Source organism: Sinisalibacter aestuarii, assembly GCF_027923545.1.
Classification (GTDB): domain Bacteria; phylum Pseudomonadota; class Alphaproteobacteria; order Rhodobacterales; family Rhodobacteraceae; genus Sinisalibacter; species Sinisalibacter aestuarii.
This window is the reverse complement of sequence record NZ_BROH01000015.1, coordinates 79,617-92,053: the sequence shown is the minus strand read 5'-3', so window position 1 is coordinate 92,053 and position 12,437 is coordinate 79,617. Positions and strand designations below refer to the sequence as shown.

At 59.2% G+C, this 12,437-nt stretch carries 15 protein-coding genes and 3 pseudogenes; 7 read left to right on the top strand and 11 right to left on the bottom strand.

Annotated elements, in window-relative coordinates:
- Positions 1–74: 74 nt before the first annotated feature.
- Positions 75–419: pseudogene (locus QMG28_RS18965) on the bottom strand (DNA methyltransferase); the annotation flags it as partial.
- Between the two features lie 85 nt (positions 420–504).
- The gene (locus tag QMG28_RS18960) at positions 505–738 is read right to left on the bottom strand and encodes a hypothetical protein (protein WP_281843805.1); all 234 of its coding nucleotides are present in this window, start codon (positions 736–738) and stop codon (positions 505–507) included.
- 37 nt (positions 739–775) lie between these two features.
- On the opposite strand from QMG28_RS18960, the gene QMG28_RS18955 reads away from it, so the two are divergent.
- On the top strand, positions 776–1,057 hold the full coding sequence (locus QMG28_RS18955; protein WP_281843804.1) for a hypothetical protein: 282 nt from the start codon (positions 776–778) through the stop codon (positions 1,055–1,057).
- Positions 1,008–1,457, top strand: a complete 450-nt coding sequence (locus QMG28_RS18950) for a dihydrodipicolinate synthase family protein (protein ID WP_307726362.1) — start codon at positions 1,008–1,010, stop codon at positions 1,455–1,457. The genes QMG28_RS18955 and QMG28_RS18950 overlap by 50 nt, the downstream gene beginning before the upstream one ends.
- A gap of 706 nt (positions 1,458–2,163) precedes the next feature.
- Here QMG28_RS18950 and QMG28_RS18945 read toward each other — a convergent pair.
- Both QMG28_RS18945 and QMG28_RS18940 read right to left on the bottom strand, forming a co-directional pair.
- Positions 2,164–2,616: a hypothetical protein gene (locus QMG28_RS18945; protein WP_281843803.1), complete on the bottom strand. Its 453-nt coding sequence runs from the start codon at positions 2,614–2,616 to the stop codon at positions 2,164–2,166.
- Positions 2,617–2,630: 14 nt separating this feature from the next.
- Positions 2,631–2,792 carry a hypothetical protein gene (locus QMG28_RS18940; RefSeq protein WP_281843802.1) on the bottom strand — a complete coding sequence of 54 codons (162 nt, stop codon included), beginning with the start codon at positions 2,790–2,792 and terminating at the stop codon, positions 2,631–2,633.
- Between the two features lie 350 nt (positions 2,793–3,142).
- On the opposite strand from QMG28_RS18940, the gene QMG28_RS18935 reads away from it, so the two are divergent.
- Complete coding sequence (locus QMG28_RS18935) at positions 3,143–3,688, top strand: PIN domain-containing protein (RefSeq protein WP_491850075.1); 546 nt, start codon at positions 3,143–3,145, stop codon at positions 3,686–3,688.
- Between the two features lie 99 nt (positions 3,689–3,787).
- Positions 3,788–4,597, top strand: a pseudogene (locus QMG28_RS21000) (ATP-dependent nuclease); the annotation flags it as partial.
- Between the two features lie 59 nt (positions 4,598–4,656).
- Here the strand turns inward: QMG28_RS21000 and QMG28_RS18920 are convergent.
- Positions 4,657–6,078, bottom strand: a pseudogene (locus tag QMG28_RS18920) (RecQ family ATP-dependent DNA helicase); the annotation flags it as partial.
- Positions 6,079–6,393: 315 nt separating this feature from the next.
- On the opposite strand from QMG28_RS18920, the gene QMG28_RS18915 reads away from it, so the two are divergent.
- From QMG28_RS18915 to QMG28_RS18905, 3 genes are read left to right on the top strand one after another with little or no spacing between them, the layout of a single operon-like run.
- Complete coding sequence (locus tag QMG28_RS18915) at positions 6,394–6,720, top strand: DUF3489 domain-containing protein (RefSeq protein WP_281843798.1); 327 nt, start codon at positions 6,394–6,396, stop codon at positions 6,718–6,720.
- Entirely contained in the window at positions 6,717–7,271 is a 555-nt protein-coding gene (locus QMG28_RS18910; protein ID WP_281843797.1) for a DUF2924 domain-containing protein, read from the top strand. The genes QMG28_RS18915 and QMG28_RS18910 overlap by 4 nt, the downstream gene beginning before the upstream one ends.
- Positions 7,272–7,308: 37 nt before the next feature.
- Positions 7,309–7,578 carry an MIT C-terminal domain-containing protein gene (locus QMG28_RS18905; protein WP_307726361.1) on the top strand — a complete coding sequence of 90 codons (270 nt, stop codon included), beginning with the start codon at positions 7,309–7,311 and terminating at the stop codon, positions 7,576–7,578.
- A gap of 373 nt (positions 7,579–7,951) precedes the next feature.
- On the opposite strand, the gene QMG28_RS18900 is transcribed toward QMG28_RS18905, so the two are convergent.
- The 6 genes from QMG28_RS18900 to rnk all read right to left on the bottom strand — a co-directional run bounded on the left by QMG28_RS18900 (position 7,952) and on the right by rnk (position 11,681).
- The gene (locus tag QMG28_RS18900) at positions 7,952–8,656 is read right to left on the bottom strand and encodes an IS6 family transposase (RefSeq protein WP_281843796.1); all 705 of its coding nucleotides are present in this window, start codon (positions 8,654–8,656) and stop codon (positions 7,952–7,954) included.
- A 189-nt stretch (positions 8,657–8,845) separates the two neighbouring features.
- Positions 8,846–9,301: a Dps family protein gene (locus QMG28_RS18895; protein WP_434784458.1), complete on the bottom strand. Its 456-nt coding sequence runs from the start codon at positions 9,299–9,301 to the stop codon at positions 8,846–8,848.
- Between the two features lie 217 nt (positions 9,302–9,518).
- The gene (locus tag QMG28_RS18890) at positions 9,519–9,890 is read right to left on the bottom strand and encodes a hypothetical protein (RefSeq protein WP_281843794.1); all 372 of its coding nucleotides are present in this window, start codon (positions 9,888–9,890) and stop codon (positions 9,519–9,521) included.
- Between the two features lie 26 nt (positions 9,891–9,916).
- Positions 9,917–10,234: a DUF1127 domain-containing protein gene (locus tag QMG28_RS18885; RefSeq protein ID WP_281843793.1), complete on the bottom strand. Its 318-nt coding sequence runs from the start codon at positions 10,232–10,234 to the stop codon at positions 9,917–9,919.
- A 595-nt stretch (positions 10,235–10,829) separates the two neighbouring features.
- Complete coding sequence (locus QMG28_RS18880; protein WP_281843792.1) at positions 10,830–11,126, bottom strand: FAD-dependent oxidoreductase; 297 nt, start codon at positions 11,124–11,126, stop codon at positions 10,830–10,832.
- A 123-nt stretch (positions 11,127–11,249) separates the two neighbouring features.
- Positions 11,250–11,681: a nucleoside diphosphate kinase regulator gene (gene rnk, locus QMG28_RS18875; RefSeq protein WP_281843791.1), complete on the bottom strand. Its 432-nt coding sequence runs from the start codon at positions 11,679–11,681 to the stop codon at positions 11,250–11,252.
- Positions 11,682–12,437: the final 756 nt, after the last annotated feature.

The following is a 12,437-nucleotide window of genomic DNA, read 5'->3' as shown; positions in this document are numbered from 1 at the left end:
ACACAGGACGCAGACCAGGGTCCACAAGACCCATTCGGAAAACGCAGCAATCCGATCGGGAATGGGCTCCTAGCTTATGACGCCGCCCTTTCCGCGGCAACCACCGCGAACGACCGGCCATCTCCGTCGAGCATCGCATCCTGGCCGGTGAAGGCCTGCCAGCGCAGAACGGCCACATCGACATAGGCCGGGTCCAGTTCCATCGCGAGGCAGATACGGCCCGAGGTCTCGGCGGCGATGATCGTCGTGCCCAATCCCAAGAACGGCTCGTAGACCGCCTGGCCCGGCGAGGCATTGTTGAGCATCGGCCGGCGCATGCATTCCACCGGTTTCTGGGTGCCGTGCACCGTCTCCGCATCCTGATCCCGGCTCCCGATGCTCCACAGCGTCGATTGCTTGCGATCGCCCGACCAGTAACCCGTCCATGTCATTCGCGTCCATCACGCTGTCTCCTGTTTGCGGCGGCCAGATCGGGCCGTCACAGGAGAAACGCCATTGCACGGGTCAGAATGGGACATCGCACGCATCCCCCAGTTCCTCGCGCAATTTGACAATCGCCCGCTGGTAGCGTTTGCGCGCCGCATCGTGGCCGAACCCGAGCACGTGGCCCGCTTCCTTCCGGCTGAACCCCATGACCGCGACCGCGACAACAAGGGCGGCGTCGCCCCCAATGAGCGCGGTGAGCCGCTCGATCAGTGCATCGGGATCTGAAAGGGGAACGGCATCGGCGACCGCCATCCTCGCCAGCCGCGACGGGCGTGACACGCCGATCCTGGTGGAAGAATACCGCCGCGACCCGAACTTGCTGAAAGCGCTTCTCGAGGCCCATCGATGGGCCGAAGCCTTGCGAGACGGTGTGCCTCTCAACAGGGTTGCCCATGATGCAGGCCACCACGACGCCCTGATCCGCACCCGTGGTCAGTTCGCCTTCCTCGCCCCGAAGATCCAGCACGCGATCCGCGATGGAGCCCTGCCGCCGGAACTCACCCTGAAACGAATCCCGCGTCATCCGATCCCGCTCGACTGGGACGACCAGGCGCGGATGTTCGGGATCTGACCGCCGAAGCGGGCAAGCGCTGCGCGCTGCCGCCGGCCCCGATTTCATCGTCCATTGCGGTGATGACGGTCTGGCGCTGGCCTTCTTCGCCCTCGGCGCGGCGGGGCTCACCAGCGTCTTTTCCAACTACGACCCCGAAATCTGCGTGGCTTTGCATCGGGCCTGGGCAGAGGGCGACACCCAACGCGCCCTCGAAATTCACGAGGTTCTGCGCCCAGCCGCCGAGGCGATGTTCATTGAAAATAGCCCAGCTCCGGTGAAATATCTTCTTTCAGAGGCCGGACATATCGGGCCGGATGCCCGACTGCCGATCGCTAAGCCCTCTTCCGGAGCGCGCGCCGAACTCGACCGCATGGTCCAGACATATTCGGCTCACCGCACCGGCCTGGCACTTGGCTGACAGGCGCTGTCAGACCAAGACATATAGCGGCCCAGCCGGCGAAACGGCCCCTCACGCGAGTCTCTGCACCGGCGGCGGGGGCGTAGCACACGGGCCAAAGCAACCGCACACTTAGTATTTTCAAGGTAATATCAAGGGCTTATGCGGTGGCGGAGGAAATGACTCCGGCGACCAACTCTCTCTCGTGCCGATATCGGACCAAGTGCGCGTCCTTCGCGTTTCTTCGCACCACATTTTCGGAGGGGCGGTGACAGCCGTCAATTCTCGGGTCGCATTGATCTCCAGTTACCGAGCAGCGTTTCCGCGTCGAACCGGGTTGAATAGAAACCTCGACATGGCCCTGTCGGGCGGCCCAGACCGCTTTCCTCGATGGTCGCCAAATATCTTGGATCGCTAGCGTAAATCACCTCGTGATCTCCACCTAGCCACACAAATCCCTCCGGCTCTCCCCATCCCGAAACCGCCGTTTCGTTCCAGCAAAGGTTCCGTACATGTCGGACGATCAATCGGCCATTGGGTAGATAAAAATCTCCACGCGACCGAGTTTTCAAATCGAAGTTCCGATTAAGTTCGGCGCCATTGGGAAAGAACGCGTCGGTCGTGTAATACATCATGACCAAAAGAAAGGGATAAGCCACCATAAGCAATAGCAGGCCCTTCAGAAGACGGTGAAGTGATCTCCAACCTATGCATAAAGTGTTTCTGATCATGGCGAACCGAGGTTCGGATCCCAGTAGTGGCTCCGGTTTCGCTCTCGGTGCACTGCTGCACGAAAGTGTGCCTCCCATTCACCAGTAATTATGTACGAGGTCCCTCCCATTTCGGAAACGGCCATGAAGATTGATGAAACATCGTTTTCGTCGATCTCGAGCGGCGCGCCTTGCGGACCGCCACCAATCCCGACGAGGTCACCGACTGTCTGCAACAATCGCCAGAACCGGTCCGGGCGCTCCCGCAACCACGCCGAGAACTCGCGCAGGTCAACCGGATCCGTAAAATAGTCTTTGAACCGAAAACGTGCCACGCCTTCGATTTGCACCATATCACCGGATACCATAGCCGTGCCGCTGAATCGCCCCTGGACCGTGGCATCTCCGTGCGAGAATTCGACACCTTCGAAATCGTAGGGTGCCTCAAAATCGTACGGTAGATCGCCCACTCGCGCCCTGTCCGCTATCTGATCGGCCAAGCGGCGAAAAGCCCCCTCCGTTCCATCCTTGTGGCATACTGATCGACAATCTCCCGAAGATGCCCGATTTCGGGCAGTGCCACCTCCCGACCGGCACCGGCAAAGAAGTGCCAGATGAAATCATGGTTCTCCCAGCGATCGACCATTGAATCGGTATCGGTCACAAGATCGAAAAATGCAAACTCGGTCCGCCCCTCGACATACGGAATAGCCTCGCAGCGACAGTTATAGTCCTCGCCCGGATGGCCAGTATCCGGCGGATTCGATCATGAGAAGATTCGGCCATCATTTACCCGATGTGAAGGTCGCACGCGCTCGTCCCGCTGAGTACGCCAGACATACCGCTCCGTGTCCGCAACCTGTTTAAACGACAACCGGATCGGTGTGCCCCGACGAAGATACTCGGAAAAGGCGGTGCGATACGCGTCAGTATCGATGATGTTGATGGAAACCACAGCTAACTGGATGCGGTCCAAAGTTCTCAGATTTCGTTAAGATACTCACAGCGATTCCCAACGCAGTCGTGGTCCCCGACATAGTCGCGGTTGAACTCGACAACGAAACGGGCCGAAGGAACGGCGACCGCGGTTTCCTGCATGGGCTCGTGGGTCAGGGGAAGGTTAGCATCGTCGCCATGACGGACGATGAGTACGAGGATTTCGCCGGCCTCACTTCCGGAACAGCGTCACTCGACGACGGCGAGGCCGCTACGATTGCCATCGCCGCGCGACGTCGTTTTCGCGCTGTCATCGATGAGAAGAAGGGCCGTGCCCAAGCCGTCATTCGAATGGGCGGCGAAGGGCCAGGATGGACTCTAGACCTGTTTCAACATCCTGCGGTGCCAGCTACGCTTGGCGAGGCTGGCCAAACCGAGGCCATCTACCTCGCTCTCCGTGAAGGTAGGATGCGCATCCCGCAAGAGCTGGGCTGCGCTATCGTTGCCCTAATCGGCATGGATCGCGCGCTCCACTGCTCCTGTCTTCCGAACTACAAAGGTTTGCTAAAAGGCGGGGAAGGTTTTCGCAATAACTTGGCAAGATAACAGGGATTGGTTGGCCCACACCAGGCGGCGGGCTTTAACTATCGACAGACCGCGCTAACCGCTAGTCTTTGCCCTGCAGCATTGGAGGCATTGAGCTGAATGGCGCGGATTCGTAAAATCGAAATCAGGAACTTTCGGTCTATTGGGTGGCTCGACTGGTTTCCGCTGGCCGGAATCAACTGCCTGATCGGTCCGGGAGACAGTGGTAAATCGACGATCCTGGATGCAATCGATTTCTGCCTGGGCGCGCGGCGGAACCTCGCCATTTGCGATGATGATTTCCACCGGCTTCAGCTTGACCAGCCTATCCAGATCAGCGTCACGCTCGGGGAGCTCGACAGCCACCTTCGCTCGATGGAGGCCTATGGCTTGTATCTGCGGGGCTTCGATTTGCAGAGCGGCGCTATCGATGAGGAACCAGGTTCGGGCCTCGATACGGTGTTGACGGTTGAGCTGGCGGTGGGTGACGATCTCGAACCACAATGGCGGCTTGTCTCCGATCGAGCGGCGGCACTCGGACAGTCGCGCAGCCTGAGCTGGGCCGATCGTGTCCGCCTTGCGCCCACCCGGCTCGGCCAATCGGGCGAGCACAATCTAAGCTGGAAACGCGGTTCGATCCTCAACAAGGTCTCCGAGGAACGGGCCAGCGCCGCTTCGGCGATTGCACAAGCCGCGCGCGACGCGCGCATCTCCTTTGGCGACAAGGCGAAGGATCAGCTCGGCGAAGCCCTTGCTGCAGTCCAGACGACGGCCGGCAGACTCGGCGTGCCAATTACTGGGCAGGTTCAGGCTCTGCTCGATGCCCATGGCGTAAACTTCACCGGCGGCACGATCTCACTTCATGGTGGGGACGGTGTGCCCCTGCGTGGACTCGGACTGGGCTCGGTCAGACTGCTCGTCGCCGGATTGCAGAGGCATGTCGCGGGCGATGCTCCGATGATCCTGATCGATGAGCTGGAGCATGGCCTTGCGCTGTCGCGCTCGAACTCCAGATCCTTTTCGGCACGCACGATCTCGCCCGAGGTTGCGACAACTTCGCCGTGCTTTGAGGTCCTGCCGTCGAGTCGGCGGAGCGCCTTCAGGATCGCGCCAATCTCATGCCGTGCGAGCCTTGAACGGGCCGAGAGCGAGAACTGGCGCTCAACATCATCGCCGGCGAAGAGGAGGACGCAATTGGCGTGCTCCCGATCTCGGCCTGCGCGACCAGCCTCTTGCAGATAGTTTTCCAGAGAGCCGGGAATGTCGCCATGAACGACAAGCCGGATATCGGGCTTGTCGATCCCCATGCCAAAGGCATTGGTGGCGGCGATCACCCAGAGCTCTCCGATGCGGAACCGTTCCTGAACGTCCCGCTTTTCGTCCGGCTTCAGTCCCGCATGGAAGTGCTCGGCCGCGAGACCCTGTTGTTTGAGGAACTCCGCGACCCGTTCTGTTGTGTTGCGCGTCGCGCAGTAGACCACAGCGCCAGAGGCTCCTTCGCGCGGCAGCTTCGCTTCGATCACGTTGAGGATATCGGCAAGGTTGGTCCCGCGTTGGGTCGGCCGTACCTCGAAAGTCAGGTTGGTCCGGACCGCGCCGCCGTCCAGGAGCAGAAGGTCGGCTTCAAGTCGCGACAGGAAATGCTCCCGGATATCGCGGACGACTTCAGGTTTGGCGGTGGCGGTCAAGCATAGGATGGGCGCCGAGGGCTCGTCGCCCGAGAATTCCTTGATGAAGCGTCCGACATAGCGGTAGTCGGGCCGAAAGTCGTGGCCCCATTTCGAAATACAGTAGGCTTCATCCAGGACCCAAAGACCGACCTCGCGCTGCGCCAGGACCGAGCGGACCGAGACACTGCGCAGCTGCTCGGGCGAGATCAGCAGCATTGCAGCTTCGCCCTTGCGTACTTTGTCGAGCGCGTCTTGCCGTTCGGGTAGCGAGAGCATGCCGTTTACTGTGACAGCAGAGGAAATCCCGGCTCTGGCCATCCCTTGCACCTGATCGGACATCAGCGCCACCAGAGGCGAGATAACGACTGTCAGCGCCCCGGTCTTGTCGAACTTGGAAAGCGCCGGGATCTGATAGCAGACCGATTTCCCGGTGCCGGTAGGCAGGATGCCGAGGACGCTCTGTCCGTGCATCGCCTCATCGACGATCCGTTCCTGCAAGGGTCGGCCCATGTCGTCCATTGGCTGAGGCCGGAAAGCCTCGAAACCGAACCAGCGCGAGAGCGCGCGCTTGGGATCATTCTTTTCGCGACACCAGGCACAGTCGGGGCTGTCGCAGACCGTATCACGCAAATGGCGCACGATGAGCGCGGCCTCGCGGAACTGCATACGCACCGATGGCGGCATCACGGACTCTCCGCCAGCCACGGAAATCCACGAGAGGGCATAGGCCATCGGCCAAGCGGCTGCACGGACGGCCCTATGGGCCTGAGTCCATCCAGAATCACGAAGACAATCTGCGCAACCACCGGCAGAGCCGCGCTCACCGCTAAGAATGGCGACTCTTCCACACTTCCTGCATTTGCCTTGCCGAATTGCTCTCAGTTGGCTTCCCGCCCCACCTGCCCACCTACAATTTCTCGCTGGACTTCGTCGGCCCCGCAAGCGGTAGTCAGGTCATGCCGACACAGCAGGTTCGTCCGGCGCCACCGCCCGGAACTCCGGGCTCTGCCTGGTAGGAAGGCCGGTATGGATCCGGCCCCAATCAGGAGGCTAACTATGGCGAAGAAACCCACGACCACATCCGACAAAACCGACGTTTCTAGCGGAACGATCGTAACGGAAGCTTCGGCCCGCACCGCGAGCAAGAAGGATCAACTGATCAGCATGCTGGGCCGTGACGGTGGCACCACGATTGCTGGGATCAGTTCGGCACTCGGTTGGCAACCGCATACCACCCGCGCAGCGATCACCGGCTTGCGCAAGGCAGGCCACAAGGTCGAAACGGCCAAGCCGGAGGATGGTGGCTCCGGGCTGATCTATCGGATCGCCCTCAGCGCTAGCGCCGACGCGAAGGCCAACAGCAGTTCGGAGGCCGGCCAGTGAACTCGGCCCACCAACCGGCTGCCTTGAAGGACCTGCCCGAGGCTCTCACCGCTCTTGAAACCGCAGACCGCGCCGATCTACTCGATCACTGGCGCGAACTGATCGGGGCACCTCCCCCGAAGAACCTCTCGCTGCCCTTCCTGCGCCGGGCCATCGCCTTCGAACTGCAATGTCAGGTGCGTGGCGGACCCAAGGCCCGAACGATCAAGGATCTGAACCGCATCGCCGCCGGCAGTGCGTCTCGGGCGTCCGTTGGCACCAGACTGCGCACCGGTACCAAGCTCATTCGGGAATGGCAGGGGCGCACCTGGACCGTCGAAGTGATCGACGGCGGCTTCCTGACGGCCGGGGAGCGGTATGTGTCGCTTTCCGCCATAGCCCGAAAAATCACGGGAGCCCGTTGGTCGGGCCCCCGATTCTTTGGGTTGGCTGAGGAGGTTCGGCGGCGCCCACGCCACCATCATACATCAACGCTCCTGAAATCAGGCCGAAATATGCCAAGCCGTATCTGGCAGAAGAAAGTGACGTCGAGACTTATGTTGAGGAAATGAAGCAGATCCGACTGACCCCCCTGAGAACCAGGTCAGGATCCACCTCGTCACAGGCCCAGACGAGGGCAACATTTCCAGACAGCGTGAACTGCTGGAGTCGATTACGACAGCCTGTACCGGTACTGGCGTCGAATTCAGTTGGGCTTTTGATACGTCCGGTACGGCCCATGCACGCGACATCGTAACTGACACAGGCTGGAAGGTCGTTCTCGATCGGGGCCTCGACATCTTCCAGCCGCCGATAAGAACCGAGGGCTTTTCGCTCGGCGACCGTTTGCAGGAACACCGAATGCTGAAAAACTTCTAGTTACTTACGTGCGGGCGGACGCTCCCGGCGCGGCAAAATAGTTACTATCCTTGCTGGTGTGCAGACAAACAACGGCATGCTGTAATACACACGATCGGAGCCAGTCGGCTTCGAATTGACGGCAAGTCAAGTCCAGCGCCAGAAGCGGCCGCCGAAAACCGTATCGCGCCAAATGCCAAACAGAGACTCGGGCCGTATTGGGCGGCTATTTCGCCTGCAATTTCAAGTCTCTAGGGGTCGATACCCCGCACAAGTCGCGAAAAACACGCCACAATACGCGAGGCGTAAAATCGATTAATATCAATGATTTATGTAGTGGCGGTGCTGCCAGACCAATTCGAACCGGTCTCCGCAAGGGCAGGATGGCTGTCCTTTATCCCGCGCAAAGGCCGCGCCACTCGGCGAGGGCGGCGGCTCGGTTCAGCTTGAAATGTGATCTTGAGGTGAGGCTGCGTTCCGAATTGAACAGGTTCAAGACCGAGGCGTGGACCGAGGCAAATTTCTGCAAACTTCGCATCTGGCGGAAGCGTTGCATTGCCCGTTCCCGTCGTCGGAACGGCCGATGTGAATTCTCTGCTCTGTTGTTCAGCCAACGCCCCGTTTCCTGTCGATCGGCGTTGCCGATCTCCTTCAGTGCAGCGCCATATGAGCGCAGCCGGTCCGTGACAATGGCATCTGGGCGTCCGTGCTTGCGCATTGCTTTCCTTAGGAATTTTAGCGCCGCCTTCTTGTCACGCGTCTTGGTCACGAAGCTTTCCAGGACTTCGCCTTCGTGATCCACGGCCCGCCAGAGGTAATGGCGTTCACCGTTGATCTTCAAGAACATCTCGTCCAGGTACCAGCGCCAGTGGCTGGATTTCATCCTGGCAATCCGCCGCTTTCGGATTTCCGATGCAAACATCGGCCCGAACCGATGCCACCAATATCGAATGGCTTCGTGGCTGACATCGATACCCCGTTCATGGAGCAGATCCTCGACGTTCCGCAATGAAAGCGGAAACCTGACATACAATATCACGGCCAGACGGATGATCTCGCGGCTGGTCTTAAAGTATTTGAAAGGATCGCGTTTCGTCATACCGGGACGCTATCCAGCCCCCTGCCCCGCCGCAAGCCAAGTTCCTTTGACATGACCTCCCGACGCGCTCCAGAACATCACTTACACCCAAGGGAGAAGACTTCCAGCCGCCACCTCCTAAGCGGGCAAGGACCCTGCAAAGAAGGGCCCCGACCTAAGCCGGGACCGTTCATTGTCTGTCGAGGCAACCTATGCAGCCGTCGCGCGGAGCATCCAGACCACCTCCTCGTGGAAAGCGGCGCGTTCGGTGGCCAAGTCGGCTGTCGCCGGATCATCTTCCACTTCCGCGAGCTTCACAAGCGCGCGCAACCGTTGCGCGAGGCTTTCGTGATCGGCGATCAGGTCCTTGACCATCTCATCTGCAATTTGTGCATCGCCAGCGCCCCCCTCTTCAGCAGTCAAGGGCGCAAAGTTGACCGATGCCGGCTTACCGAGTGCGCGGATTCGTTCGGCCAGCTTGTCCACCGCGGCGAACATGTCGGTGTATTGCTCTTCGGTCATCTTGTGGATCGAGTAGAAGAGCGGGCCGGTCACGTTCCAATGGTATGTATGGGATTTGACGATCAGCCGATAAGTATCATTCAACACCTCGCCCAGCACCGCGAGCGCGGGACGGGAATATAGATCGCCGCTATGCCTGTTCATGGCGTCCAAAACTTTCGTCTGAGTATCAAGCATTTGAGTCTCCATTGCTACATGTTGTCGTGTGTGGCGGATGAGGCCTTGTGGTGCCGGGGCACTACCGCACAGGTTTTCTGAAATCGGGACGTGGCCGCCATGTTGTTGGCAAGCCTCATTGTCGTTCCTGGCGTGTCGCTACTGTACGCCGCAGCGCCTTCCAAAGCGGCGTTCACGGTTGCGATCATCGGCCATCCACAACCCGACCAAAGCTCGCGAGCATCATCCACGCGGCTCCAAGGGCCGCCGCAACCGGCAGCGTTTCGAGGGCATGGCGCGTTTCCACGGGATCATGGACAGCGTAGCCGACTTCTCTTCTCCGGTCAGACACATCGTGTGATTGCGTCCTGTCGCAGAGCCTGCCACCATCGTCTTCCCAGCGGGCGATACAGGCGGGACTGGCCGCCCTGACCGACTGGCTCACGAGGGCGCGGCGCTCCGGCCTGAACAAGTCGGGGAAAATCTCTTCGAAATCGGCATTGCTGAGCATCATCGGTCCAACTCCTTTTCGCGGCGTCTCATCTAAATTCATTATTGTCGCGCCATAGAACGCCATGGCGCGACACGGGTCAGGGATGCCGCTCAAGCTACGTTGCGACAAACCTCTTCGTAGATCTCCTCCGGCTTGGCATTCGTAGTCGCCAGCGGGCGCATCCGAAGTTCGCGATCGTCGAAGCCATCTACCAAACGCGGGATGTCGTTGCGGTATATGCCGATGTCCCGTAGAAGCCGGTCATCCATGGCTTCCAGCGCCGCAATCATCTTGCGTCGCTCCCAACGCCGGAATGCGGCTCGCAGCCATCGGCGCAGAGCCTCCCCCGATTTTGAAGGCTTGCGATAAGCGCGTGCGTAGCGCAGCGCAGGTGCGGGATCGTTTCGAAAGAACATATAGGGGTGCATGTCATTCTCCATTCCAGAGATACTGAAGCTATTACGTGAGACCGGGCAGCCGAACGCGGTCAACTTGCGGAATTGCGCAAGTTACAACCGGACAGCACGGGAGCCTCCGTCACATGTGTAGATCGGTGAGAGATAAGAGTTAGCCCCGAGGCGTGAGACAGCCGTACTGGCCTGCCCCGCCCGGGGTCACCGGCGGTTCAGCAGCTTTCCTGCTGAAAGCAGGAACCTCTTATGAAGACTGAACATCGTCATGAAACTGATATGAGCCCTGCCGATACGCCTTTCAATAGCGTCACAGTAAGTCTCGAGCGCTCGGCGCAATTGCGCCGATGAGAGCCTGCGCCAAGCGTTTGCGACGGGTCATGTGCTTTGATACGTTTTCGTAAAGGCACGGCACTTCCGCGTTACCGGAGCGCAAATGGGATCCATTAACGGGAACTCGTACTTGGGGGGCTGCGCGGCAAGCGCGTGAATTGCCGGATCGGTCACATCCGCGCTTTCGCCATTTTCGCGGTGCTGGCGACTGCGACTACCCTTGCCTATGCAGTATTTTCCAGGACACACGCGCCATGCGACCTTTGTTGATCCGGTAGCTTTACTGATTACAGTTGCGCACCATTTGCACGCACCATTTCCGCATGGTCGGGCTGATTAACGGCCAGATGAACCGGGGCCTGCGCTTCATGAAGATCCATTTGACGGCTTTCATCGGGATGCCGGGAGCCGCCCAAGGAGAAGTCATGCCATAGCTCAACTGACCTGCATTAGCGTAGCTGGTCTCCAGGCCCGGTCCGGCTTGGCGGTCGATCACCACGACCTCAGCGCCTTGCTTTGCCAAATAATATGCGGTGGTGACGCCGATAACGCCCACGCCCTTGATAACAACCGTCATGAGAAAAAACCTTTTCGTCTGCAGCCTTAGCCACAAAGCCCTGACTGCCGTTAAAATGATCGAAGATAAGCATCATCCTGCAAGGACGGCGTTCATCGAGCGGTTCGAGGTCTACGCACAGCTTCAGTTTTGCAGAGAAGGTTGCTTAACGCTTAGGACCGTCAACATACGCCGCTGGTTTTCCCGCGTGTCCCAATAGAAGCTGGCGCCCTCAGCCAAGCCCAGAAGCGCGACACCAATAGGTGTCATGACCGATACGCGCAACTTGGCGATATCTGCCTCGTCGGGATAGACCAGCGTAACAGATTTTTCCTGCCCGGTGCTTTCATCACGATAGGTCACGGTGCTGCCCATGCTGACGACGTCTCGGGGCATCTTTGAGTATGACACGATACGGGCACGCCCGATCTCGTCAAACAGGCGGTCCGCGACAGCCGGGTAACGCTTCATCATGCCGTCGGCCAAGGCCTCCAGATGCGTGAGGTCTTCTGCATTGAGAATGATCTTTGGATTTCGTTTGGTCGGCTTCGCTGCTGTTTGAATAGATTGAGGCATCTTTAACTCTCCTTACTTTGGTGATGACATTGGCTTTTCCCAGAGACCCAAATTGGACTTTTAACGTCATTCACAAGAAGCCTTCTGATACTGCCGTTTTCAGATTAGGAGCGGGCCACGCTGCCCGATCTTCATACCGATCAACGTAGCCCCAAGCAGCGATGCAACTGGGATGACACCGCAGGGCAGTCCTGCTCTGGCGCGATAAACGAGAAGGCCTGTCTGGGGCGCTCCCCATCTACGACGTACGTGACGCAGGACCCACCAACCACAAGGTCGCTGTGATGCACAGCGTCCTCGGGCCGACGGTTCATCAGTTTGTTTGCCAGCACATACGCCAGCAGCTTCGAGCCAGGACGCAAGGCACATTCGCAATCTTCGAGATGCGCTTGGAGCTCTTGGTAGTCGGTAGCGGGCAAGGCAAGCGGAATGTTCCGCAATATTCTCGCAAGCGATCGCGGTTGGATAGCTGGCTGATGGGGCTGATTGAAGTCGCACATAGTTTCTCCTCGGGCGAATTTCACCGCATTCACGTTTCAAGTATGTGAGGAGACCCTGGGAGGTATGGCAGGCGCGAACGCGCCTAGACCGCCCGGAGAAACGGGCGGTTCAGCAGTATAAATCGAAAATGATCTAGCTGATCCATCATGGCGGTAATGTATGTCTGCGCGGCTTGAGCGTCAATCGAGCGGCGTAGGTATTGTCGGATTGGCGCTTTAGTGACTTAAATGGCCCAGTCGGCGCGAAACCTGCAAT

Excerpts from the sequence above, each read along its gene's own strand:
- QMG28_RS18960 (WP_281843805.1), bottom strand. The coding sequence starts at position 738 with ATGGCGGTCGCCGATGCCGTTCCCCTTTCAGATCCCGATGCACTGATC.
- QMG28_RS18940 (WP_281843802.1), bottom strand. The coding sequence starts at position 2,792 with ATGGTCGATCGCTGGGAGAACCATGATTTCATCTGGCACTTCTTTGCC.
- QMG28_RS18915 (WP_281843798.1), top strand. The coding sequence starts at position 6,394 with ATGGCGAAGAAACCCACGACCACATCCGACAAAACCGACGTTTCTAGC.
- QMG28_RS18900 (WP_281843796.1), bottom strand. The coding sequence starts at position 8,656 with ATGACGAAACGCGATCCTTTCAAATACTTTAAGACCAGCCGCGAGATC.
- QMG28_RS18895 (WP_434784458.1), bottom strand. The coding sequence starts at position 9,301 with ATGAACAGGCATAGCGGCGATCTATATTCCCGTCCCGCGCTCGCGGTG.
- QMG28_RS18890 (WP_281843794.1), bottom strand. The coding sequence starts at position 9,890 with ATGGCGTTCTATGGCGCGACAATAATGAATTTAGATGAGACGCCGCGA.
- QMG28_RS18885 (WP_281843793.1), bottom strand. The coding sequence starts at position 10,234 with ATGCACCCCTATATGTTCTTTCGAAACGATCCCGCACCTGCGCTGCGC.
- QMG28_RS18880 (WP_281843792.1), bottom strand. The coding sequence starts at position 11,126 with ATGACGGTTGTTATCAAGGGCGTGGGCGTTATCGGCGTCACCACCGCA.
- rnk (WP_281843791.1), bottom strand. The coding sequence starts at position 11,681 with ATGCCTCAATCTATTCAAACAGCAGCGAAGCCGACCAAACGAAATCCA.